This is a genomic window from Mucilaginibacter segetis, from assembly GCF_016522075.1.
In the GTDB taxonomy this organism is placed as follows: domain Bacteria; phylum Bacteroidota; class Bacteroidia; order Sphingobacteriales; family Sphingobacteriaceae; genus Mucilaginibacter; species Mucilaginibacter segetis.
This window is the reverse complement of record NZ_JAEHFW010000001.1, coordinates 194,994-221,113: the sequence shown is the minus strand read 5'-3', so window position 1 is coordinate 221,113 and position 26,120 is coordinate 194,994. Positions and strand designations below refer to the sequence as shown.

The 26,120-nt window shown below is 40.6% G+C and carries 19 protein-coding genes; 7 read left to right on the top strand and 12 right to left on the bottom strand.

Annotated features, from left to right (window positions below; genetic code table 11):
• Positions 1 to 24: 24 nt before the first annotated feature.
• Positions 25 to 2,058 carry a M56 family metallopeptidase gene (locus tag I5M19_RS01065; protein ID WP_200063165.1) on the bottom strand — a complete coding sequence of 678 codons (2,034 nt, stop codon included), beginning with the start codon at positions 2,056 to 2,058 and terminating at the stop codon, positions 25 to 27.
• A gap of 12 nt (positions 2,059 to 2,070) precedes the next feature.
• Positions 2,071 to 2,448, bottom strand: a complete 378-nt coding sequence (locus tag I5M19_RS01060; RefSeq protein ID WP_200063163.1) for a BlaI/MecI/CopY family transcriptional regulator — start codon at positions 2,446 to 2,448, stop codon at positions 2,071 to 2,073.
• 143 nt (positions 2,449 to 2,591) lie between these two features.
• Between I5M19_RS01060 and I5M19_RS01055 the strand changes: the two genes are divergently transcribed.
• Together I5M19_RS01055 and I5M19_RS01050 are read left to right on the top strand one after the other, a co-directional pair.
• Positions 2,592 to 3,071 carry a nucleotidyltransferase family protein gene (locus I5M19_RS01055; protein WP_200063161.1) on the top strand — a complete coding sequence of 160 codons (480 nt, stop codon included), beginning with the start codon at positions 2,592 to 2,594 and terminating at the stop codon, positions 3,069 to 3,071.
• A 108-nt stretch (positions 3,072 to 3,179) separates the two neighbouring features.
• Positions 3,180 to 3,950: an MBL fold metallo-hydrolase gene (locus I5M19_RS01050; RefSeq protein WP_200063159.1), complete on the top strand. Its 771-nt coding sequence runs from the start codon at positions 3,180 to 3,182 to the stop codon at positions 3,948 to 3,950.
• Here I5M19_RS01050 and I5M19_RS01045 read toward each other — a convergent pair.
• From I5M19_RS01045 to gcvP, 3 genes are all read right to left on the bottom strand, one after another.
• A complete protein-coding gene (locus tag I5M19_RS01045) occupies positions 3,947 to 4,363 on the bottom strand; it encodes a response regulator (RefSeq protein WP_200063157.1) in 417 nt (138 codons plus the stop codon). The two genes, I5M19_RS01050 and I5M19_RS01045, sit on opposite strands and share 4 nt — an antisense overlap.
• 83 nt (positions 4,364 to 4,446) lie before the next feature.
• Entirely contained in the window at positions 4,447 to 4,758 is a 312-nt protein-coding gene (locus I5M19_RS01040) for an antibiotic biosynthesis monooxygenase family protein (protein WP_200063155.1), read from the bottom strand.
• 90 nt (positions 4,759 to 4,848) lie between these two features.
• Positions 4,849 to 7,758: an aminomethyl-transferring glycine dehydrogenase gene (gene gcvP / locus I5M19_RS01035; protein ID WP_200063153.1), complete on the bottom strand. Its 2,910-nt coding sequence runs from the start codon at positions 7,756 to 7,758 to the stop codon at positions 4,849 to 4,851.
• Positions 7,759 to 7,885: 127 nt separating this feature from the next.
• Here gcvP and I5M19_RS01030 point away from each other — a divergent pair, with 127 nt between their 5' ends.
• Positions 7,886 to 10,048, top strand: a complete 2,163-nt coding sequence (locus tag I5M19_RS01030) for a gliding motility-associated C-terminal domain-containing protein (RefSeq protein WP_200063151.1) — start codon at positions 7,886 to 7,888, stop codon at positions 10,046 to 10,048.
• Here the strand turns inward: I5M19_RS01030 and I5M19_RS01025 are convergent.
• Positions 10,038 to 10,760: a pyridoxine 5'-phosphate synthase gene (locus I5M19_RS01025; protein WP_200063149.1), complete on the bottom strand. Its 723-nt coding sequence runs from the start codon at positions 10,758 to 10,760 to the stop codon at positions 10,038 to 10,040. The genes I5M19_RS01030 and I5M19_RS01025 overlap by 11 nt on opposite strands.
• Positions 10,761 to 10,870: 110 nt before the next feature.
• Positions 10,871 to 11,086, bottom strand: a complete 216-nt coding sequence (locus I5M19_RS01020; protein ID WP_200063147.1) for a hypothetical protein — start codon at positions 11,084 to 11,086, stop codon at positions 10,871 to 10,873.
• A gap of 196 nt (positions 11,087 to 11,282) precedes the next feature.
• Here I5M19_RS01020 and I5M19_RS01015 point away from each other — a divergent pair, with 196 nt between their 5' ends.
• Together I5M19_RS01015 and I5M19_RS01010 are read left to right on the top strand one after the other, a co-directional pair.
• Positions 11,283 to 14,954 carry a gliding motility-associated C-terminal domain-containing protein gene (locus I5M19_RS01015; protein ID WP_200063145.1) on the top strand — a complete coding sequence of 1,224 codons (3,672 nt, stop codon included), beginning with the start codon at positions 11,283 to 11,285 and terminating at the stop codon, positions 14,952 to 14,954.
• A 69-nt stretch (positions 14,955 to 15,023) separates the two neighbouring features.
• A complete protein-coding gene (locus I5M19_RS01010; protein WP_200063143.1) occupies positions 15,024 to 15,425 on the top strand; it encodes a DUF5655 domain-containing protein in 402 nt (133 codons plus the stop codon).
• An 86-nt stretch (positions 15,426 to 15,511) separates the two neighbouring features.
• On the opposite strand, the gene ahcY is transcribed toward I5M19_RS01010, so the two are convergent.
• Entirely contained in the window at positions 15,512 to 16,828 is a 1,317-nt protein-coding gene (gene ahcY, locus I5M19_RS01005) for an adenosylhomocysteinase (protein WP_200063141.1), read from the bottom strand.
• 155 nt (positions 16,829 to 16,983) lie between these two features.
• Positions 16,984 to 17,832 (bottom strand): M23 family metallopeptidase, encoded by an 849-nt coding sequence (locus I5M19_RS01000; protein ID WP_200063139.1) that lies wholly within the window; start codon positions 17,830 to 17,832, stop codon positions 16,984 to 16,986.
• A 206-nt stretch (positions 17,833 to 18,038) separates the two neighbouring features.
• Between I5M19_RS01000 and I5M19_RS00995 the strand changes: the two genes are divergently transcribed.
• Positions 18,039 to 18,449 (top strand): BrxA/BrxB family bacilliredoxin, encoded by a 411-nt coding sequence (locus I5M19_RS00995; RefSeq protein WP_200063137.1) that lies wholly within the window; start codon positions 18,039 to 18,041, stop codon positions 18,447 to 18,449.
• A 78-nt stretch (positions 18,450 to 18,527) separates the two neighbouring features.
• Here the strand turns inward: I5M19_RS00995 and I5M19_RS00990 are convergent, their stop codons facing one another.
• On the bottom strand, positions 18,528 to 20,957 hold the full coding sequence (locus tag I5M19_RS00990) for an ABC transporter permease (RefSeq protein ID WP_200063134.1): 2,430 nt from the start codon (positions 20,955 to 20,957) through the stop codon (positions 18,528 to 18,530).
• Between the two features lie 51 nt (positions 20,958 to 21,008).
• A complete protein-coding gene (locus I5M19_RS00985; RefSeq protein WP_200063132.1) occupies positions 21,009 to 23,408 on the bottom strand; it encodes an ABC transporter permease in 2,400 nt (799 codons plus the stop codon).
• Positions 23,409 to 23,853: 445 nt separating this feature from the next.
• Between I5M19_RS00985 and I5M19_RS00980 the strand changes: the two genes are divergently transcribed.
• A complete protein-coding gene (locus I5M19_RS00980) occupies positions 23,854 to 24,675 on the top strand; it encodes a hypothetical protein (RefSeq protein WP_200063130.1) in 822 nt (273 codons plus the stop codon).
• Between the two features lie 54 nt (positions 24,676 to 24,729).
• Here the strand turns inward: I5M19_RS00980 and I5M19_RS00975 are convergent, their stop codons facing one another.
• On the bottom strand, positions 24,730 to 26,109 hold the full coding sequence (locus I5M19_RS00975) for a 3-keto-disaccharide hydrolase (RefSeq protein ID WP_200063128.1): 1,380 nt from the start codon (positions 26,107 to 26,109) through the stop codon (positions 24,730 to 24,732).
• Between the last annotated feature and the right edge of the window lie 11 nt (positions 26,110 to 26,120).

Sequence of the window (26,120 nt, the reverse complement as noted above, 5' to 3'; positions counted from 1 at the left end):
CTTGCGAGCACCATAAAATATTTATTAGCGGTTCTCAGGTGCTTCTGGCTTTTCCGGTTTTTCTACTTTTTCGGGCTTCTCTGGCTTTTCCGGTTTCTCGGGTTTTTCCGGCTTTTCATTATAATTAAAGTTATAATTGTAATTCATAGCACTATCCCGATACGCTTTCATCTTCTTTTTAAACTCCGGGGTATTCATGTAGGCGTGCAATTTATCGGTAGCCTCTTTCAGTTGTTTTTTTTGCTCTAATATTTGCGGGTTATTGGTATATTTTTCACGAAATTCTTTAGCCATTTTGCGCATCTCTTCCTGCTTTTCCTTAATAGCCGGGTTATCATATGCCTGCCTTATGCTATCGCTCATGGCACGCAGTCTTTGTTGCTGTACCTTAAATTCAGGAGAGTTATAGTGCTCACGCATTTGTTTTCCCAAAGTTTTAAGGCGCTCGGTTTGCCTGGCAATTTCAGGTGATATATTTTTTTTCAGCTCAGCCTCATACTTTTTATAATTCTCATCCTTATCATCATGATAATTAACGTCGCTTATACCATATTTCTTTTTGAGTTTTTCATTCAGTTGTTTAAACTCATCGGAGCTATAATACGATCCTATTTTTGAACCCATTTCACCCATCTGGGCACTCAGCTTTTTCATATCTTCGCTTTCGCCCCAGCGTTTGCCAAAATCTGCTCCCAACTTTGCTTGTTCGTCAACAAGGGCCTTCATTTTATCGTTGTTATAAAAATCGCCTATTTGTTTTCCGTATTCTTCTATTGCCTGTTGCTGGTCTTTGAATGCTTCACTATTATAAAAATCACCTATAGCCTGTGCACGTTTCTCTACTTCAGCGCTTAATTGTTCCAGTTTGGCGTCTTTAAAACCATCGTTATAATACACATCAGCATTTAACTTCTTCTCTAATTTCTGTTTTGATTTTATAGTTGGCTTTGCTTTCGAAACTTTGGTTTTTGCTGCCTTTTTAGGTATAGTGTCGGTAAATAAATTTGTTACCGCGGGTTTTATTGCTTTAATGGTTACCTGTCCGTTCTTAATCTCAGGGTTAAGCCATGCAATGCTGCTTAAACTCCCCGCCAGTAATATTATAGCCAGTACCAAGTGGCGCATATTGCCAATTGTTTGTTTTGTTTTCATGATACGTTCAATTCGGTTTAATAAAAAATGTTTGTTGGTTGCGGCCGCCAGGGCCAGTTGCATATCTGTTTGCCTGCTCTCTTCCAACTTTAACAGCGCGTTGGCGTAAACCCGCGGGTTACCGGTAGTGCGCACCACCAGGTCGTCGCAGCAGTTTTCGCGTTCGCTGCTTATCAAGGCATTTATTAAACGGGCAAACGGGTTAAAGAACAGTAACGAGTTAACAATCTGCTGCAGCAGGTTAACCAGATAATCGTTCCGTTTGATATGTGCAAGTTCATGTAATAAAATAGCCTCAGTTTCGGCTATGGAAAGATTGTTCGCCAGTGATACAGGTAATAATATTATCGGCTTAACATATCCCATCATACAAGGTACATCTACCAGATTACTAAAATTAACCTTTACACTTTTACGGATATTCAGTTTATCGCGAAATTCATTTACGAGCCATTGTACTTCGCCGGCCGGAAAGAGCTGCCTTTTTATTCGGCTTAATTTTATACGGCAGTAACTAAGTTTAAGCACATTTACCAATAAGCCAATTATATATATAACAGACACATAAGGCAGATAAGCTTCAATGGCATAGTAATACCTGTCAGCATTAATTTTTAAAGGATATAAAGCATTGGTAACATCGGGCTGAGGTAAAAATTCTGCTGCATGGTTACCCGAGTGGGGCATCCAGTTAAAATTAAGCGCCTCGTTAAATAAGGTAATTATAAACCATACCGCTATCCCTAACATTGCTAAAGCCGCCAGATTGTACTTTTTAGTTGCCGACATGGCGGGCGAGCCTATTAAAATAAACCGCAGTACAAACCATATCAGCAAACCCTGCCACATGCTGTGAATAATAGCTATCCCCAAAACCTGACTAATGTTATACAAAAGATGATTCATGGTCATGATATTTTATTTATCCGGTTGATCAAATTGGTTCAGATACTTTTTGATGGCATCTATCTCATCTTTTGATGCCTTATGCTGCCCTAAGGCCTGTATTATCAGGTCAGACGTTGAACCTTTAAACACAGTGGAAATGATTTTTTCCAGCGCGCCTTGCTGTGCCTGTTCGCGGCTTATTACTGCCTTATATAAATGTGTTTTAGCATCGGTATTACGTTGTACCAAACCTTTTTCATGCATTATCTGCATCAGTTTTAACGTAGTGGTATACCCCGACTCTTTATTTTTTGCCAGTTCCTCATGCACATCGCGCACTGTGCATTCCCCTTTTTTCCAGATGATCTGGAGTATCTCTAATTCGCTTTCCGTTGGTTTCAGTTCCATACTCTATATTATATACGAATATCTTCGTACAAAGATGTACGATAAAATTCGTATATCCAAATATTTTTTATTTTTATATAAATAATGACGCCATATATTCCTAAAAGTTACAAACTTATCAGCTAATTTTGCTGATATAGATTATGATAATACAACCAAAACAAAAAATAATAAATACCCTTAACGAGGCGGCACCTGTATTAGAAACTATATCGGCAGATTTCTTTGTTATAGGCGCAGCAGGTATAGTATTATCAGGTTTCGATATTGGCGACACTTCCGATATAGATATTTTAACCACCAGAGATAATTCCGATAAGCTCCAACTTGCCTGGCATGATAAACAAGAAATCAATCCCATATTAAAAGAAGTGAATTTGTTTCGTTCAAACTTTGCACGTTTTAAATTCCCATTAATGGATGTAGAAGTGATGGGTGACCTGGAAATAAAAAAGGACAATGAATGGATACCGCTTATTATTAATGATTACCACCGGATACACCTGGATAAAATTTCGTTAAATGTACCTACCATAAACGAACAAATAAGAATACTGCATCTTTTTGACAGACCAAAAGATAACAAGCGGATAAATACTTTAAACAAACTTATTAAAGGTTAGCCCTTCGTATAAAAACAACGTAGGGTTTAAAGTTGGTTATAACGTCATTTATTAAACTACTTAAACAGTTATTGGCGTTACTGGTTATCTTTGTACAGTTTAAAAATTATGGAAATTTACGCATTGGGCGAAGGCTCATATTCTGTTGACGCTACAAAAAAGTTCATTCCGTTTAATCCGGAAACTGATCAAAAGAAAGACAGGCCCGCATCTTTATTTATACATGTAAACCCCTTTTTAATAAAAACCGAAACCGATCTGATTATATTGGATGCCGGTTTAGGCTATAAGGATACCCGTGATGAGTTACTGATACATCAGCACATCCGTAACACCGGTTTCGAGCCGGAGGACGTTACTCTGGTGCTGATGTCGCACCTGCATTATGACCACTCCGGCGGTTTGGTTGTAGACCGGTACGGCAAGCTGGAACCAAGTTTTCCGAACGCACAGCATGTTATACAAAGTAAAGAATGGGAGTTTGCATTAACCGGAAGCTCGTCATCCTACCACAAGGAAATTTTTGAAGCCTTGCAGGCTACAGCCAAATTAACTTTTGTAGATGGCAACGGCCAATTGATGCCCGGAATAAAATATGAATTATCAGGCGGGCACAGTAAATTTCATCAGGTATTTTGGATGGAGCTGGAAGGTAAAAAGGTATTTTTTGGAGGTGATGAATTACCGGAACCTGAACAATTGTTGAGAAAATTTATTGCCAAATATGATTATGATGGCCATAAAGCAATGGAATTACGACAGGAATATGGTAAAAAAGCGGCGGCTGAAAATTACATCTGCTTGTTTTATCATGCACGATCATCAGCTATAGGAACTGTCAAATATCAGGATGATCAGTTTACCGTTATACCGGTTTAAGTATTAACGCCAAAAAGTTCTTTTATTTTTTCTACGTTAAGTGGTTTTGATACAAAATCTTTAACCAGCGGGTAAGAACGGGCCTTGTTGATATCATTGCTGAAAACCGATGACGAAATGATATAAATTTTACTTTTACCTAACGGGTCGAGGTTTAAACGCTTGTATTCGTCCAAAAACTCCCAGCCATTCATGATAGGCATATTAATATCCAGCAAAATATAATCGGGTAACTTATCAGGATCCTTACGCTGTATCTCGGATAATTGATCAATAGCAAACTTACCATTCAGACAAGCCATTATTTCTGTGTTTAATAAAGCCTTCTTAATCAACTTAATAGAAATAAAATTGTTGATCTCGTCATCGTCGACTAACAAAACACTTACAGATTTGCTGGTATTAGGGCTCATATATATAATTTATACGGAATGGCAATTAAAAGGTTATACTCTATTTGGTTGTAATTTAATATTTTTGATATTTTTTTCACGTATTAATATGCATAATCGCGCTCTACCTTCGCTATACGCACTTTATAGGATGCATACCATGTTTCCCGACCATATTTTTGTGCCACTAAATGTTGGCTGTTGGTTTTCCAATTTTTAATGGCTTCTGCATTTTCCCAATAAGAAATGGTTATTCCCAATTCATTTCTTGCCGATTCCACTCCCAAAAAGCCCTCCTGCTGAGCAGCAAGTTGCATCATTTCGGCTGCCATATCATTATAACCATCATCTACCCCGGTACGTACCGATGTAAATATCACCACGTAATAAGGCGGTTCAGGTGTTTTCGCTACCATTATTTATATGTCATTAAAAAAGGCTCCTAAAAAAGAGCCTTAATTTACAATTATTTACATTCGCTAATATATATTATAGACAAAATAGCATTACGTTCCGTATTCGGGTGTGGTAACTTCGCTTTCCTCAAATTCATAATCGGTAAGCGGCGGGCATGAACAAATAAGCGTTCTATCGCCATAAGTATCATTCACCCTGCCAACCGACGGCCAGAATTTATAAGCAGCCACATAAGGCAACGGGAACGCCGCTTTTTGACGGGTATACGGATGCTCCCATTCATTACCGGTTATTACAGCGGCAGTGTGCGGCGCATTTTTAAGCGGGTTATCTGTTTTATCCGATAATCCCTTTTCTACGTCTTCGATCTCATGACGAATAGATATCATGGCATCGCAGAAACGGTCAAGCTCATGCTTTGGCTCCGACTCCGTAGGCTCTACCATCACCGTACCCGCAACCGGGAACGACACCGTTGGCGCATGGAAACCATAATCCATTAAACGCTTGGCTATATCAGTAACCTCGACGCCAAATGCTTTAAATGACCGGCAATCTAAGATCATCTCATGTGCGCAACGGCCATTTTTACCGGTGTACAATACTTTGTAGTGATCTTTTAAACGCGTTTTTATATAGTTAGCATTAAGTATGGCATAACGTGTGGCATCAGTTAAGCCCTGGCTACCCATCATGGCGATATAAGCATGTGATATGATCAATATAGATGCCGAGCCCCATGGCGCCGCGGAAACAGCGTGAATGGCTTTTCCGTTATCAATATCAACTACGGCATGCCCGGGCAGGTATGGAACCAAATGTTTGGCTACACCAATAGGCCCCATGCCAGGGCCGCCACCGCCGTGCGGTATGCAAAACGTTTTGTGCAAATTAAGGTGGCAAACATCCGCACCAATATTAGCCGGACTTGTTAGCCCAACCTGCGCGTTCATATTGGCACCATCCATATACACTTGTCCGCCGTTAGCGTGTATGATCTCACATATCTCAATAATGGATTCCTCAAACACACCATGTGTTGAAGGATAAGTTACCATCAGGCAGCTCAATTCATTTTTATATTGTTCGGCTTTAGCTTTAAGGTCGGCAACATCAATATTACCATATTCATCACATTTCACCACCACTATCTTCATCCCGGCCATTGCTGCGGATGCTGGGTTGGTACCGTGAGCTGATGAAGGAATTAAAGCGATATTACGGTGGCCATCACCCCTGTCATTATGATAGGCACGTATAACCATCAACCCGGCATATTCGCCCTGCGCGCCTGCATTTGGCTGCAGGCTCATAGCTGCAAACCCGGTGATCTCGCTTAGCCATCGGTTCAGTTCATCAAAAAGCTGCATATATCCTCCAACCTGATCGGTTGGTGCAAATGGGTGCATCTTGCTGAACTCCGCCCAGGTAACCGGTACCATCTCGGTAGTAGCGTTAAGTTTCATGGTACATGAACCTAAGGCAATCATGGAGTGACAAAGCGAAAGATCCTTTGCTTCTAAAGATTTAATATAACGCAGCATTTCGTGTTCGGAATGGTGCGAGTTAAATAAAGCGTGCGTTAAGTATGCCGAAGTGCGTTGCAAATCAGCAGGTATTACTGATTCTATATTTTCTTTAAGGCCGTCAAAGTTAGCATCGGCAAGGGTTTTACCTTTAACTTTCGCAAATAAACGAACAAGCGTTTTTATATCCTCAGGAGCGGTGGTTTCATTAACTGAGATGGTAATTACCGAGCCTTTGTAGTTCAGGTTAACTTCGTTATTTAATGCTTCGGAATGTATGGAACCGGCCAATTCACCAACGTCATATTTTAAAGTATCGAAATACACATCATTTAACTGCTCGTAGCCTAATTCATTTAAGCAAGAAGCCAGCAATACCGTTAAGCCATGTATTCTTTCAGCAATCAGCTTTACCCCTTGCGGGCCGTGATATACCGCATACATACCAGCCATAATAGCCAGTAAAGCCTGGGCGGTACAAATATTTGAGGTTGCTTTATCCCTGCGGATGTGCTGCTCACGGGTTTGCAAAGCCATACGTAACGCATAATTACCGGCTGCATCAATAGTAACCCCTATGATTCGCCCGGGGATAGCTCGTTTGTATTCTTCTTTAGTAGCAAAAAAAGCTGCATGCGGACCGCCAAAACCCATTGGAACGCCAAAACGTTGTGTACTGCCCACCACAATATCGGCACCCCACTCACCCGGAGGCGTTAAAAGCACAAGGCTCATTATATCAGCAACAACCGTAAGCTTTATGCCTTTTTCATGCAACGCGGCAGCAAAACCGGTATAGTTGTAAACAGCGCCGTTACCTGCCGGATATTGCACAATAGCGCCAAACATTTCATCGGTTAGTTCAACGTTTTGATGATTGCCGATTTGTAGTTTTATACCATAAGGTTCGCTTCGGGTTTTTAAAATATCAATAGTTTGCGGGAAAAGTTCTTCCGAAACAAAAAACACGTTGGATTTTTGATTTTTACGTAAACTATATTGCATAAACATAGCCTCGGCAGCAGCAGTACCCTCGTCAAGTAACGATGCATTAGCAATTTCCATCCCGGTAAGGTCAATAACCATGGTCTGGAAATTCAATAACGCCTGCAAACGGCCCTGTGCAATCTCGGCCTGGTAAGGGGTATATTGCGTGTACCATCCGGGATTTTCCAGAATGTTGCGTTGTATAACGCCAGGCACAATCACATCATAATATCCCTGACCTATATACGATTTAAACACCCGGTTTTTTGAAGCTGTCCGTTTGAGATCATTAAGGTAATCAAACTCACTTTTAGCGGCCGGTAAATTAAGCGACGCTTTTAATCTTATTTGTTGAGGAATGGTTTGAGTTATCAGCTCATCAATTGTTCCTACACCGATAGTTTTTAACATTTTATCGGTATCGGCTTGGTTAGGCGCAATGTGCCTTTGCTGGAATTTTTCCTGGTAATTTATGTTCAGCTTCATTTAAATAAGTGGCCCTAAAATTTTACGGCAAAGGTACAATATTACCGTCGAATAACAATTGAGTAATGTTATAGTGACAATGGTTTTACAGAGGATATTTTGTAATTTGCTAAAAATTAAGTTGATTTTGCGAAGAACTATAATATATGGTTTATTAGTTTTGATATCCGCTAAAGGATATGCATCAATCATAACTACAAATATTTTAAAAACATCCTGCAAATCCGGTTTTTCTAAAATTATTCCCGTCAGACAATACGCCGCGTTGCCCGATATTGACGCATCAAACATGGTTATAAAAATGTCTACCTGCAAAAATGCTGACGGTAGCATTACGGGATTAAAAGGCGATCCCTCTTTTATTTATGAATGGAGAGATAAAAGCAATACAGTAGTTGGAAATTCCATTGATCTTATTAACATTCCGTATGGTTATTATACGCTAACTTATACGCAATCCGGAAATTCCGAAGTAAAAACATTCGGGCCGGTTATTATCAAAAACACTACCGGGCCATTTATTGACGAAACCGCTGTTAAAGTAACTCCAGGAACATGCGAAGATAGTAACGGCTCAATTACGGGAATAAAAGTCACCTCGGATGCCCCAATAACTTATATTTGGGCCAATGTTGACACCAGGAATAACCGCTATCAATATGACAATGCTGATCTTTTAAACATCCCCCCCGGCAGATACCGTTTACAGGTTTATGACGATAACATCTGCGACTTTTTTTTCTCTTCTATATATACGGTTTCCGGTACGGGGCAAATAATGGTTGATGCCTCAAATATTAAAACCACAGATGAAACCTGCGGACAAAAAAATGGGTCAATAAAAGGTTTTGTAATAAAAAACCCCAACCCTAAACAGAAATTCACCTGGACTGACAAAAATTACAAACAATGGGGAACCTCATTAGATCTTACGAACGTTCCCAACGGAGACTATACCTTAAAAATTGAATACGATGGCGAAGCATGCCCATATACTTACGGACCTATTCATCTGAAAAATATTGGCGGGCCAGTGATAGATGAATCGAAGGTAGACATTGTACATCCGTTCTGCGGCAATGCACACGCTAACATTACCGGTATTAGCGTGGCGGGAGTGGGTAAGATATCCTATACCTGGTATGATAACTTTAACAAAGTAGTAAGCCACGAAAAGGATCTTATGGACGTTGGAGCAAATACCTACAGGTTAATGGTAACAGACGAAAGCGGATGTGGCGAAACTTATAGTTCCAGTTTTTTTATAGACAACTTGAAAAAAGGTTATCCGGATGATTTTAATACAAAAGATCAGATAGTTGTGCCAGCTACCTGTACAACTAAAGGTTCGGTAACAGGTATAAAAAATATCCCCTTTCTAATATATACATGGCGCAACGAGCTTGGCGAAGTAGTTAATAACACGCCGGATTTCACCAACGTGCCCGGCGGTGTTTATACGTTAACCGTAGGAACCTATTGCCATGGCCAATATGACTGGCCGGATACGCAATTTAGTTATGATCTGGGCCCTCGTGCACCCGACTTTAAAACATTTGACGTAACGGTGAATAATTCTTGCACCGGACAAAACAGTGGCTCTATAAAACTCATGAGCGATTATACTGTTATAGCCCGCCGGTGGGTAAACAGTAACGATGAAACTGTAGGAACTGAAGATTATGTTACTAATCTGAGTCCGGGCACTTATCGTTTATATTTAAGTAATGATTATTGCGAGATATTATATGGAACTTATGTAGTTGATGAAGTTCCTGCCCCTTCAGCTCCGGTTGTTCCTGACGTGCAGGTATGCAGTACCGGTTTGGGAAGAATAGTAGTTACCGGCTTGGTACAGGATGCCACATGCCGGTTATATTATTCAAAAGATAGTGTAATACCGCTGATTGAACAAAAGGGTGGCATTTTTAATATTCAGATAGATAAAACTCATACTTATTACGTAAGCCAGCTTTCCGGAGAATGTGAGAGCACACGCACGCCTGTAAGGATTAGTGTAAGCTTACTTGCTACAGATATACCAAATACCTTCACCCCAAATGGGGATGGTATAAACGATTACTGGCAAATACAGCATATAGAGGAATATCCTAAAGCAGTGATAAAAATTTTTAACAGAGCCGGACAGCAGGTATTTCAATCCAGGGGATATGCTAATCCGTTTAACGGAACATATAACGGAGAGAAACTGGAGGCCGGCTCCTATTTTTACATTATCAGCCTAAGCGATACCTGTAATATTTCGGGAAATCTCACTATTATACGTTAGTCAGTTGCTGCAGGTACATTTGTATAGTGTTCTCCAGCCCGTAATACAACGCATCGCTTATTAAGGCATGGCCAATGCTTACCTCTGCAAGCGCGGGAATTTTTTGAGCAAAATATTGCAGGTTTTGCAAGTCAAGATCGTGACCTGCGTTAATGCCCAATCCAAGTTTGGCGGCAGTTTCTGCTGCTTTAATGTAAGGTGCAATTGCCAGTTCATTCCCTTGATGAAAATGCGTGGCATAAGCTTCGGTATATAACTCAATACGGTCGGTTCCGGTGGTGGCAGCGGCCTCTACCATTTCAATAACCGGGTCAACAAATATAGATACCCGTATACCTGCATCTTTAAAAACCTTTATCATATCGTGCAGGTAACGCTGGTTGGTTATGGTATCCCAGCCATGATTTGATGTTATTTGTCCTAAAGCATCCGGAACCAAAGTAACCTGTTCGGGTTTATTGGCCAATACCAGATCAATAAATTTTTGCTCCTGGCAATTCCCCTCTATATTAAATTCTGTAGTAACAACTTTTTTTAATTCGAATACATCATCATACCTGATATGCCTCTCGTCCGGCCGTGGGTGTACGGTTATACCCTGCGCCCCAAAACGTTCACAATCCTTCGCTACCTGAATCAGATCGGGATTATTGCCACCTCGTGAGTTACGCAGTGTGGCTATTTTATTAATGTTTACGGATAAGCGTGTCATAAGCTACAAAGGAATATTAAAAGTGTAAATATCATTATTCCATTTTAACAAGCGGAACTTTTATAAAGAAAGACTGTTTTTTACAGACCGCTTTTTTGCTTTTTAAAGTATCAGTTAAATATACTGCTACTTATTTGCGCAAGTTTGTTGGGCATACTTTTACCTGTAATATTTGACTTTTTGTAAAGATTATTAAATTTAGCCTGACTAAATAAATTTTCAACTGCCAAAGCGCCACCTAAACCGCTGGCATGAGCAGAGTTTGCTACTGATGTTTCGTTGTTGTCTTCTTTAAAATCTCCTGCACTGATTTTTTCGGATCTCATCTTCTCTGTTTTAAGTTTAATTTCTACTCTGTTTAAGGCTTTCCGCCTATCCTTATTTATTAAAGAATTTGTTTAGCTATATAACCACATCTACCATGCCAAGCATTGTGTATTTTAAACTTATTTTAAATTAATTACCACATCCTTTTGCTAATTGCAGCAATGGTTTTGTATTTTGGCTACTGCAATTTTTACGATGACCGGCAGATTAACCTTATTCTTTTTTTTTCTTCTTTCTTTGCTGTCTTTTCGTATATGTGCTGAAGATTTTGTGGTAACCAGCAATGCCGACAGCGGCCCGGGCACTTTACGCGAGGCTTTAACTTTAGCAGCTGCTAACGGCACTGCTGAGAAAGATTTTATAAAATTTAACCTGCCCGATGTGAGTGAAACGGGCAGGACTATTGTTATATTAACTGATCTTCCAAAACTTTCTTCTAACCTGGTTATTGATGGCAGCACACAACCCGGCAATAAAATAGGGATAAGCAATGCTAAAATAACTATAAAAACTTTCAGAAGCACAAATGCGCTTACTGTGTTTGCAGGTGATAATATTGACCAGATAGAATTTTACGGTTTATTTTTGTGGGACACTTCTAATCCCTGCATTTCTGATCCGGATGGCGCGGAAAAAACTGCTATAAACATTAAAAACTCCCAAAACATTGTATTTGGCAGCCAAAACAAAGGAAATGTGATAAATGGGTATAAATATAATGCCATTTTACTAACTTCAGATCAGGATATTTATATAGCCAATAATATTTTCGGATTAAACCCTGTAAGTTCTACGTTAGATCCTGTTTGCAGTGGTTTCATAACATTAGATGATGTAATAAATGTTACCATTGGCGACGAAAATGCGGGCAATACTTCTTTTTCGGGTTTATATATTACGCTGTCATCCGCAAGCACAGCCAGCATCGTTAACATTAAGTATAATAACTTTGCGGTAGGTGTTGATGGGGTTTCTACCTGGCACTCCGGCAGCGGCACATATTTATCGATTTTTGCTGATAGCTTTAAACCACAGCCGCAAAATGTAGATATAACCGTTTCTGACAATTTAATTTCACACTATGGCGAAGGATTAGGAGGTATGGCTTTTGCAAGCTTTGGCGGTAACCTTACCATTAACCATAATTGGTTTGGCACAGACCGGTCTGCCACATTACCGTTAAATTTAAAAAAAGCACATCCGGGCGAAGGAACAGGGATAAGACTTGATCAGGTTGCAGCAACAGTAACAATTGGCGACGTTAACCCGGCATCAGGTAATATTTTTGCTTATTCAGACGTTGGCGTAGTTGCAAATAACACCCCCAATATAAAGCTCATAAGAAACTCCTTTAAGTGCATCAACTATAAAGAATATATAAACAATCTTACATTACCGCAAATTTCAATAACAGCAAATACAGGCGAATACATATCTGGCACTACCAGTGCAAATGCATTAGTTGATGTTTTTACAAGTGATGATTGTGTAAATTGTTCCCCTCAAACTTATATAGGATCAACTACTGCCGATGCAGCGGGCAATTGGAAATATACTTTTAGCACAGCTCCTACAGGTAGCATTCTGGCAAATGCACATGCAGGCAATATATCATCAAATTTTACAAAGCCTGAAATTAATATTTCAAAATTACAGGTAACCAACGCTGATTGCGGACAAAGCGGAATGATAACCGGCGTTACTGTCAAAAATACAGACACTTTTAAATGGGTTGATGATAAAGGGAAAGTTATGTCAACGGAGTTGCAATTGGTAAATGCCCCGCCCGGAAGGTATAAGTTAATTGCAGGAAAGTATTGTACTGTAGAATCGGACTATATTACCATAGAAGACCTAAAACCCCAAATAATTGATGCTTTCATGACAACCTACAACACCTCATGTGACAAACAAGACGGTGCAATTAAAGGGTTGTATGCTTACACAACAGATCATAAAACCCTTACATACAACTGGTATGATAAAGACAATAAACTGGTTAGCCATACACTTGATATTGAAAACCTCGCTGCGGGAGAATATACCTTTTATGCAATAACAGCAGACGGTTGCGAAAGCAAATATGGCCCGGTAATTATTAACAACAACACCGGCCCTTCTCTTGATCAGTCCAATCAAATAATTACCTCTTCCAAATGTTACGAAAGCAAGGGAGCTATTACCGGCATCATCGTATCAGGTACCAATGTAAAATACAGCTGGCAAAATCAGCAGCAGCAAGAGGTGGCCACTACTGCCGATCTTACCGATCAGCCGCCAGGCATTTACACCCTAAAGGTTATTGATGACAGCCAGTGCAGTCCGGTATTTTCAACTGCGATAGAAATTCCCGCTGTAAATGATGTAGCCATCAATACCGATAACATGATTGTACAAGATGCTACTTGCTACAATTTCGACGGATCTATAAAAAACATACAGGTTAATGGCAGTAATTTAACTTATAGCTGGACAAACGAGCAAAACATACAGGTTGGCACTAATGTCGATCTTACAGGTGCACCGCCGGGTAAGTACATATTGACGGTGAGTGGCGGGCTGTGCGTACCCATATCAACTACTACCATCACTATAAATAGCGTTAATGGGGTATTATCATTAGATAATTCAACTATTAATGTACAGTCGGCTACCTGCGGTGGTGATAACGGATCTATTACCGGATTAAAGGCTACAGGGGCCACCAGTTTTGCGTGGAGGAGGGATGACGGAAGTAACACCATCATAAGTACCTCCCTCGATCTCAAAGAGGTATCGGCAGGGAATTACCAACTTACCATCAGCAGTGCTTCCTGCAGCCGGACTTATACTTTTACCATAGAATTACTGCCACCCATTAGTTTTCCTGTATTTGCTTACACCAAAACGCCTTCATGCGCGGCATTCGGTACCGGTACCATTACCCTTAATACCGATAATGCGCCTTCGCAGCCTGCTGCCTACCGTTGGGTTAATACTTCGGGTATAACCGTAGGCTTTGATAAAACCGTGCAATTTTTACCTGCCGGTACCTATAAATTATTCCTGACCGACCAATATGGCTGCGAAAATTTCTATCAGGATTACACCATAGAAGCGTACCCGGAATTTAAAGTGGTACAACCGGGTATTGCTGCCAATATAGAATGTGGCATAGGCACCGGAAGCGTATCGGCAACTACCGTTACGGGAGGTTCGTTAACCTATACTTACCAGTGGTTAGATGAGGCCGGAAACACTATCGGTTCGCAACCCTATATCGACAATTTATCTCCCGGTAAGTATCTATTGCGCATTACTGACGGCGGCTGCGATCTGGCGGAGCTAAAATACATTATCGAAGATATTCATCTTGTCCCGCCAACTCCTTCAGTTAATGACATCGACCTGTGCAATAAAGGTGAAGCAATGATTAAGGTGAACGATCCGTACCCAACAGCGTTATACCGTTTGTATGATACCGAAACCAGCACACAACCAATTGCTGAAGTTCGCGGCGGCACCTTTAATATTAACGTGACAGATAGCCGCCGTTATTATGTAACGCTAACTTACGGGAGCTGCGAAAGTGCAAGAACCGAAGTGAAGGTATCAGTAGGTGCTTTTGTTAACAATATCACCAACACCTTTACTCCTAACGGCGATGGTGTAAACGATTACTGGATGATAAAAGGATTTGAAAACTACAGCACCGGAACAGTAAGCATATACAATCATAACGGGCAATTGGTATTTCAATCTAAAGGATATGCCACCCCTTTCGACGGAACGCTATACGGCAAACCATTACCCGCAGGGGTGTATTATTATATTATCAATATTAAAAAATGCAGCATTATTTCGGGGCATTTAACCTTATTACGCTAAATATAATGGCAGGTATAATAATTGCACAGTAATGTCAGATCATTTATTTTTATAGTACAATAAACAACTATGTCCTGGACATGCCCTAAATGCGAACGGGAACTGATCAGCGAGAGTCAAAGGCATTACTGTGCCAAAATAAGTTTGGATGATCTGTTTAAAGGCAAATCTGCTGAACTAATTTTATTGTTTGATAAATTACTGGCCGAGGTTGCCGACTGGCCCGAGGTGCTGGTGGGCACTACCCCTAATTGTATCACGTTTGTACACCGGCAAACGTTTTTTGTTATCCGCCCGATGCAAAAAGTGCTCGACCTGAAGTTTTACTCCGCGCAAAAAATAGAAAACCCTGTTATACATAAAAGCATAGCTACGGCAGGACGTTTTCAGCACAATATCCGTTTAAGTGATGTAAGCGAACTGCGTCCCCAATTATTTAGCTGGATAAGGGAATCGTATGAGTTGCTGTAAGATAGTGATTATACAACAAAGGGACATGGCTCAAACCACATCCCTTTATTCATCCTGATTCCTGACTCTAAAAAGTCTTTAATCCCTTAATAACGGTAGTATTCAGGCTTAAACGGCCCTTCAACAGTTACGCCGATATACTCCGCCTGATCCTGATCTAAAACTTCCAGTTCAACACCAATTTTTTCCAAATGTAAACGGGCAACTTTTTCATCCAGGTGTTTAGGTAGTGTATACACTTTATTTTCGTAAGCATCGTCATTGGTCCAAAGCTCAATTTGAGCTAAGGTTTGGTTGGTGAATGAGTTACTCATTACAAAGCTTGGGTGGCCTGTAGCGCAACCTAAGTTAACCAAACGGCCCTCGGCTAAAATGATAATATCCTTACCGTCAACGGTGTATTTATCAACCTGTGGTTTAATCTCATTTTTAGTGCTACCGTAGGCACCGTTTAACCAGGCCATGTCAATCTCGTTATCAAAGTGGCCGATGTTACAAACTATGGCCTTATCCTTTAACGCACGGAAGTGTTGCTCACGCACTATATTTTTATTACCAGTTGCGGTAACCACAATATCAGCTTCTTTAATAGCGGTAGTTAACTTTTTAACTTCGAAACCTTCCATAGCGGCCTGTAAAGCACAAATCGGATCGATCTCGGTTACAATAACACGAACACCCGCGTTACGTAAGCTATCGGCAGAACCTTTACCCACATCACCATAACCGCAAACAACGGCTACCTTACCGGCCATCATTACATCAGTAGCACGACGGATAGCATCCACTAACGATTCGCGGCAGCCATATTTATTATCAAATTTCGATTTGGTAACTGAGTCGTTAACGTTAATGGCAGGCATTGGTAATGTTCCGGCTTTCATACGCTCATATAAGCGATGTACACCGGTGGTGGTTTCTTCTGATAAACCATTAATGCCGGCAATCAGTTCAGGGTATTTATCAAAAACCATATTGGTCAAATCGCCGCCATCGTCTAAAATCATGTTCAATGGTTTGCGGTCTTCGCCAAAAAATAAGGTTTGTTCAATACACCAGTCAAATTCCTTTTCGTTCATGCCTTTCCAGGCGTACACCGATATGCCTGCATCTGCAATTGCTGCTGCGGCGTGATCCTGTGTAGAGAATATATTACATGATGACCAGGTAACTTCAGCACCCAGTTCTATCAAAGTTTCTATTAAAACCGCTGTTTGGATAGTCATGTGTAAGCAACCTGCAATACGGGCACCCTTTAATATTTTTGAAGGGCCGTACTCTTTACGCAGCGCCATTAAACCGGGCATCTCGGCCTCGGCCAGTTCAATTTCCTTGCGGCCCCAGGCGGCCAGTGAAATGTCTTTCACTTTGTTCTTAACGTATGCAGTTTCTACTGTTGACATATTATTGATTTTTTTACAAAAATAGTGAATATAAATATTTTAATGAAATACGAGTTATTTGATTACGCAGTTGTGATGATTGATTTTTTCTTCAAACAGAAAGAGCGATAGATATTAGTCCATCGCTCTTTAATATTTTAGCCTGATAGAAAAACTTACATATTCAAACTCAGATAATGTTTAGGGTTAACCGGGCGTCCGTTCTTACGTATCTCGTAATGCAGATGCGGACCGGTTGAGCGGCCGGTTGAGCCTACCTTACCAATAACATCACCCACGGTAACACGCTGCCCTACTTTTACACCAATTTTTGAAAGATGCCCGTACACGGTTTCCAGGTTGTTGGCATGTTTAATACGTATACAGTTGCCATATCCCCCGGCGCGGCCTGCAAATACCACCCTGCCACTTGCGGTGCATTTTACCGGATCGCCCCGGTGGCCTTTAAAATCAATACCCGGATGAAACTCCTTGCCGCCAAAATCAAACGGATTGCCACGATAACCAAAAAATGAAGTAAATGAACTTAACCGAGGATAGCCCATTGGCATGTAAGCGATATTGTTAACCAGCCTGTCCAGATATTTATCAAATTCTCCGTAAAGGGTCGATTCGCTTTTAGGAGTAGTTAAGCTTATTTTCTGAAAAGTGATACTGCGCAGGCCACGCTTGCTCAGGTAAGTATTTATTCTTTTTAGCTTTGATTCTATACTTTCAATATACCCAACCGCTTTTTCCTTTTCGCCCATTTTTTGAGCGGTTAGCAGGTCAGACTGTTCTGACTCTTTATTCACCTGGCTTTGCAGAAGTGCCAGTTGTGATTGCAGCCTGCTGTTTTCCTGGCTCGTTTTTACAGCTTCGCTGTTAAGACGAATAATTACTGACATCAGTATCATTACTATTACCAGTACCGCGGCTATGCCTAATCTTAAATTATTAAAATGTTTTGCTTTTACCTGTACAACCCGTTGCCGGGCATCATTATTACGTGTAAAAAGGTTCATGACCTGATTTTGGGCTTAAAATTTCTCTATAGTTTAATTAATTAAGGGGGTTGTTGTTACCAACGATGCAATATAAAAAATTTATATTTTATATCACTTTTTAATCTGAATATAACCCTAACGTCAATATATTGGTAATATTCTGCCTTATCTTACATTTTATTGAATGATTTAATATTTTTGTAAATAATTAAAGTAAAGAAGATATGTATCCTGAATATTTAGTAGCCCCGATGAGGGAAGACCTTACCAAAGTTGGTTTTGAAGAATTGAAAGATGCGGAGTCGGTACAGAAGGCTATAAAAAGCGAAGGCACCGTATTTGTAATGGTTAATTCCGTTTGCGGTTGCGCGGCAGCAAATGCGCGCCCGGCAGCGAAGATCGCTTCACAAAATGAAAAACATCCGGATAAACTGGTTACAGTTTTTGCCGGTATGGAAAAAGAAGCGGTTGATGCTGCACGTAATTTAATGCTGCCTTATCCGCCGTCATCACCATCAATGGCATTGTTTAAAGATGGCAAACTGGTTCACATTATAGAGCGTCACCAGATAGAAGGCCGCCCGGCACAGATGATCGCCGACAACCTTATTGGCGCATTTGAACAATATTGCTAATTAGCCGGAGGCTTAAAAAGCAAAAAAAGCTGAAAGGATGACCCTTTCAGCTTTTTTTATATTTAATTCCTGCTATGACTATTCCGCTTTTAAACTCTTAACAGGATTGGTTAATGCGGCCTTTATAGCCTGGCTACTCACTGTAACCAGTGCAATCATTATAGCTAATACCCCGGCCAGCGCAAACATCCACCAGCTTATGGTAATTTTATAGGCAAAATCCTGCAACCATTTACTCATGCCCCACCAGGCAATTGGTGTAGCAATTAAAATGGCTATTAATACCAGCTTCAAAAAATCTTTTGACAACAGCTGCACAATACCCCCTGTACTGGCTCCTAAAACCTTACGAATACCTATTTCCTTATTTCGCTGCTCGGCGCTAAAGGCAGCCAAACCAAACAAGCCAAGGCATGAAATTATTATAGCGATAAGCGTAAATGAATTAATGATCTGCGATAAAGTGATCTCTGTTTGGTATTGCTTCTGCACCTCATCATCCATAAATGTGTATTCAAATGGCTCGCCGGGCAGGTCCTTCTGCCATATCGCCTGCATTTTGCTTAACAGTTGCTTATAATTTTTACTGTTAACAGCTACTGTCATTGCTGTAAGATCATCATGGTTAGGGCCATACACCAGCATAAATGGCCTTACATCATTATGTAATGAGTTATAGTTAAAATCCTTCATTACTCCGGCTACGGTTACATAACTCGCCGGATCGGTGCCATATTGACTGTAAAGCCTGGCACCTATGGCATTGTTCATATTTAACCCCAGCCTTTTGAGCAGGGTTTGGTTTATCAGCACCTTACCGGAGTCGCTGTCATTAAAATCGCGGCCGCTGATAATTTTTATACCATTTGCCTTAACGAAGTATTTATCGCAGGCTATGTTTTGCGCGTCAATAGCGGCACTCATATTGCCCCCTTCCGGATATACACCATGATCGTGCAGGATAAACTGACTCAGGTAATTATCCGCTTTAGTAACATTTTTCACTTCGGCCAACTGACGCAGATCATTGGCAAACGGATCCATCTTGCTTTGCGCGTCCCCGGTATAAAAGTTAAATACCAGCTTTTGATCAGTACTAAACCCGAGGTCCTTATTTTTAATGTAATTGAGTTGACTGTAGATGACAATAATACCCGAGATAAGTACTACGGATAAAACAAACTGAAAAACTACCAGGGAGCGACGTATGCCAGCTGCAGATACCTGGCTGGTAAAATTACCTTTAATAACCTTTATAGCCTGGAATGCCGACAAATAAAATGCCGGATAGCTGCCCGCAACCACACCTGTAACTATCATAAGGCTAAAAAGCATTACCCATAGCCGGTAATCACTAAAAAAGGCCAGTTGTATCTGCGTATTGGTAAGTTGGTTAAGATAAGGCATTGCCAATAGAAGTAATGGCAGGGCCACACTTACCCCGATGAACGATAACAAAAAGGACTCGCCCAAAAACTGCTTTATCAGATCGCCTTTGCCTGCACCTATCACCTTGCGCACGCCAACCTCCTTGGCACGTTTAGATGCACGCGCGGTAGATAAATTCATGAAATTAATGCAGGCGATAACCTGTATCAGCACAGCTATAATGATCAGTATATAAAGGAAGGATGGATTAACTGATTTAGTGAACTCTACATCATAACCCGGTGTGGTATGCAAACTGGTTACATGCTGTAATAACAGCGTTTTCTGCATACCTATGTTTTTGAACTGATCGCCTCCATGTGAATTTAAAAATGCTGGAAACTTTTTCTCTAAAGCGGCCGCATCAGTACCGGGGCGAACTTTTATAAACGATGTGGTAAAATTATCACCCGACCAGGTATTATCCTGGCGAACGTAACTACCCATGCCCCCACTATTCATGGTAATAAACATATTGGCCTTGATATATGATTTGCCCAGGCTTTCGTCTACTACTCCTGTTACTTTGAAATCATATTTACCCCAGGAGTCATTGATCTCAATTAATTTATTAATGGGATCCTCGTTGCCAAACAGCTTCTCAGCTACCGGTTTTAACAGCACTATACTGTAAGGCTCGGCCAGCACACTTGCGGGGTTACCCTTTACGAAATGATAGGTAAGGATATCAAAGAATGTGGAATCCACGTACATGGCGTCTTTCTCATAGAACGATTTTTCCTTGTAGCGCAACAGGTGCCTTTTTGCGCCGAGCAGTTCAGTAGAGATGACGCGGGTATACTGCAAAACCTCAGGGAACTCCGCCTTTATTGCAGGCGCTATCGGTGGTGAGGCGGTAGACATTTTGTGAACATCGCCCGTAAGTACAAGGGCGGTGTTTACCCGATAAATATCTGCGGCATCCTTATGCTGCTTATCATAACTGTACTGATCCTGCACATACAAAAGCATATACAGGCAGCACAAAGTGCCTGTTGCCAGCCCCACTATGTTTATAAAACTGAAGGTTTTGTTCTTCAGCAAAAAACGCCACGCTGTTTTTAAATAACTCTTTATCATTTTATCTGAATTTTATTTTTATACTCTGTGCTAATTAGTATCTGCCAAAATCTATTCGCTTCTTAAACTCTTTACCGGGTTAGCCACCGCTGCTTTTATGGCATGCGAGCTAACGGTAAGCAATGCAAACGCAATGGCAGTAAAACCTGCAATTACAAAAGCCCATGCACTGATCTGAATACGGTAGGTAAATGCCATGAGCCACTTATTCAGCATATACCAGGCAATAGGTGAGGCGATCAGGATAGAGATAATTACCAGTTTCAAAAAATCACCGGTTAATAAACTGGTAATCCCGGTTACACTGGCTCCCAATACCTTTCTTATACCTATCTCCTTGGTACGCTGTTCTGCTATAAAAGCGGCCAGGCCAAACAAGCCAAGGCAAGCCACAAATATGGCTAAAAGCGAAAATACTGTTACCGTGCTTGCGGTATGCTGTTCGGCAGTGTACAGGTTTTGGATATGGCTATCCAGAAACTCATAATCAAAACTCGAATTAGGCATATCGGCCTTAAATACGTTCTGCATCTTACGCATAAAACCGGAGGTGTTTTGGGTATGGTATCTCACCAACAAGGTCCTTATCGGTTCCGACCTTTTATTCATTTCATAATACACATAACCACCTATTTCATTTTTTAATGATTGGTAATTAAAATCCCTTACCACTCCGCTGATAACAGTTCTGTCGGACATCTCCGTGGAGATAAATTGTCCCACAGCATCTCGCGGCGATTGAAAGCCTAAGTATTTTACCACCGCCTCGTTTAACAATACATAACAAGTAGTATCGCCTTCGGCAATTGCAGCGGGTAATGTGCGTCCTGCCAGCAGTTTAAGCTGCATGGTCTTTACAATGGAGCCATCGGTATTACAGGTTTTTACAGGCATTCTGTCTTTAGCTGCCGGCGATTTTCTCACACTCTTGCCACTCTCGCCATCACCGGGGATAGACTGTACGCCCGAAAAGCTTTCCACATCGGGCATATTTCGCAGATCGTTCTTAAATGCGGCGACCTGTTGTTTGTTTTGTGCCGATTTAATATTAACAGACACCACGCCGTTGGGATTATATCCTAAATCTTTATTGCTGATATAGTTGAGCTGTTGTAAAACGACAATAACGGCAACAATAAGGATAACTGACGCAGAAAATTGAAACACCACTAACGATCGCCGGATGAGATCCGCAACGGAATGTTTCAATTTCAGTTTGTTCATTAAAACAAGTGGTGAAATACTTGACATGGAAAACGCAGGGTAGCTCCCGGCTATAATGGTCACAAAAAGCCATGTTGCCAACAAACCCATTAAGATGGGTGTGGTAAAAAATGCGGAAGGACTGAGTTCAATTCCGGTAACGGTTTGAAAAAGCGGCCCTGCAGCAAAAGCAAGTATGCAGCCCACCACAATGGCAATGAGCGATAATAACGCCGTTTCGGTATAAAAGAGCAAAAGCAGATGACGACTGTTAGCACCTAATACTTTATTTACACCAACACTTTTTGCACGCTTTTGGGAACGTGCAGTAGCCAAATTCATATAGTTGATACAGGCTATAATCAGCACTAAAACTGATAAAAACGCTAAAGCGTTCACCGTGCTGATATTTCCGATCCTGGAAGAATAACCCTCCCTGATATCGGCGGAATAAAGGTGTATCGCATCCAGCGGTTGAAAAATAAATTTGGTAAAGAATTTATTCTCTTTGTCTACATACTTGTCAATAAGTGCAGTTGCCTGTTGCTGTACTTGCTGAACATTAGCGTCAGGCTGTAACTGGCAATACGTTTCATAACTCGCATTGCTCCAGTAAACATCCTGACCATACCAGGTATCCATAATATTGTAGATCATGTCGCAATCAATGGTACTGTTAACCGGCAGATCAGCATATACGCCTGATACATGCAACGTGTCACGGTTATTTACATAGATCAGCTTTCCAAAAGCGGGTGCTTTGCCATACAATCTTTCTTTTGCAGATTGGGAAATTACAATTGACTTAGGCTGTGCAAATGCGGTGCGTGCATTTCCTTCTGTAAAACGAAAATCGAACATCGCAAATACGGTTGAATCTGCTAAATACAATCCCTTTTCGGTGAAGTTCTTATCATCAGTTTTTAAAGATACTTTGGCACCAAAATCATGTTTTATCAGCCGGGTTGCAGATTTTATCTGGGGAATATTTTGCTGTAGCGCAGGGCCTACCGAATTAGGTAATTGTGCCCATACTTTGTAATTATAATCGGCAGAGGTTTGCATGTTTACCCGGTAAATGTCTTTGGAGTTGGCATACATCCGGTCAAAACTTAGTTCATAAGCAATACCGGCAAACAAAGTAATACAAACACACATGCCTATGGCGAGCCCGGCAATATTAAGCGAGGTAAAAAGTTTGTTGGCAACAATATTGCGCCATGCTGTTTTTAAATAGTTTTTTATCATATAATGCATTAAATAATTATAACGCGCGGTTATATAGCAAGCAAGCTTGCTATATATTCTTTAATAATATACGTGCCACTTTTATAAGATACTGATAAATAGGATTTTACTTAATAAATAACGAAATATACCGTCCGTAAACGAACGGTGACGTGTACGTTGACAATACATTTTTTAAGCGGGGTTATCTAATGGGAATTTTTAAAACACTAACTGGCGAATGTAGCGGTATAGAAACGAATATCCGGCCTCATAATAACCTTTGATAATCAATAATCAAAAACAATTGATTTGTAAAATGTTTCGCTGTTCCGTTTTAAGATAGCAGGCTTATCATTTAATTGCTAAATTTTATCGAAATATTTTCCCAAAAAGACGAATAAAATTTTTTATTAGTTAAAAATTAACCTATATTCATTTTAAATAATTAAAAAAGCAAATTAATATGAAAAAAAGGTTTACATTAATTACAGGATTAGCACTAATCTTATTTGCAGCCTGTAAAAAAGAAAGCGTAAGGAGAGTTGATTCATCCGCAAAAAAAACAATTGAAAGTTCCGGAACAGACACAAGCCATGTTAGTAACTTAAGAATTAACGATGTTGACCCCGGACCATCTACTATTGTTTATTTAGAGAACGGGCGGTATGTTGCGCACTTTGGTTTCGGAGATGTTGATCTGGGAAACGTTTTCTTCCATTCCGGATCTTACGTAGATGGAGAAGCGGTTAACTCTGTCGGAATTGGTTCCGGTCCGTTTGTTTCGATACCTTACAGTTACCTTGAGGGAACCTCTTCAATGAATTATTTTGATGACCTAAGTAGTTTTCATACTGCATGGGCACATTATATAAACGACGATACAGACCCAACAACAAATACCACCTATACTATGCCATATATAGACGACTATATAAATCCTTCATATGGTACCGTTGGCATTTTTAAGGGAGTTGTTGTTCGTGATCATGGTGTTGCATCAACTTTAGTAATAAGAGATGCTGATTTTAATTATATCACTTATACTCCGCCTAGAGATATGCCTACAATATTGGGTCGTATTGAAGATCCGGTAACTCATGCCTTATACGATGTTGCGGGACACGATGGTATAATTACAGAAGTTTACGATGCCAATGCAGACCCTGTGGCAGTATTTTCGGGCACATATCAACAACATTTCGGAGGTACACCTAACGTTACAATAAGAGTTTATACTGATACAAATACTTATTTTGATTTCAGCGGCCCTACTATATCGTGGTAACCAACAAAATTTATCAGCTTAAATTAAATAGGTCAGGGCTAAACCCTGACCTATTTAATTTAACGGTCTTATTTTAATATTACGGTAGCTTACATCAAAGCCATGATCCTGTAAAAGAATATGTCCCTTTTTAGCTTCGCCAAAGCTTTTCCATACTTTATATTTGCTGATGGCTACCAGTTTACGGTACTCCGGCGAGCCTCGGTCATACTCCAGCACCTTAATGCCATTGAGGTAATGCTCTACATGGTTATTAGGATACACCACTATGCGGCCGGTATTCCATGCGCCTATAGGATGCACAAACCGGGCTTGTTTATCTGCAGGTATCAGGTCATATAACGAGGCCAGCGTACGGTCGCCATCACGCCCAAGTTTAGCATCAGGGTGTACGGCATCATCCAGCACCTGGTACTCCAGCCCAATGGCTGAGCCTGTTGTTTTTTCAGACAGGGTTACAAAATATTTCACCCCGCTATTTGCACCTCTCGACATCTTAAAATCGAACGACAGGTCAAAAGCGCTGTATTCATCGGTAGTAATTATATCGCCCCCGTTAGCAGCTTCGCCGCCATTGGCACCCAGTACGCTTATCATTCCGTCCTTTACTTCCCATCCTTTTTCAGGAAAACTCATGGTATTAGCACTTCGCCAGCCAGAGGAGGTTTTACCATCAAATAATAATTTCCAACCGTCCTGTTTCTCATAAGCCGAAAGACTGTTAGGCTGTAAATTCACCACATATATATTTCCGGGGAAAGGCTGTGGTTTAAGGTTAGTGGTTTTTATCTGTATATTTTTAAAAAACACCTTTTTACCCGCTTGTTCGGGTTTGTCAATACCATGTACCTGTAAACCAATAAAACCGCTATTATCAATAGTATCCACTACAAAAGCGGCAGCTACTCCGTTTATCCAGGTTTTGGTTGTATTGCCTATACATTCAATTTTAATATGGTTATACCGGCCGTTCTTCCAGGCGCTTTTTGCTTTAGCATTCAGTTCCAACGGATACAACCAATCGCGCCTGCCTTCATCATAAATACCACCTGTCCATTTACGGTCGCTGGGGTCAATTTCGCACTGGCGGCCGTACACCAAACCCTTACCCGCATGTCCGGCAGGATCATAATGGCTGCGTACCTGTATGCCGGAGTTAGTAAGGTCACTTTCGGTCTTAGCATCCAGTTCCAATATAAAATCGCCGTATTCCTTTTCGGTAACTAAAAATGTATTCCCCGAATTAAGTACTGCCGTACCGGTTATTACCCCGTTGGCGGTGGTGTATTCTGCCTTTCCGGCAAGTCTTTTCCAGCCGTTAAGCGTTTTACCGTCAAACAAATTGGTGTAACCTGCTTTGGTTTGGGCTGATGTACTTTCAGTTATTAAAACAACTGCTACCAGCAGTAATAAACTTTTAAAATTTACTTTCATAATAATTTAAG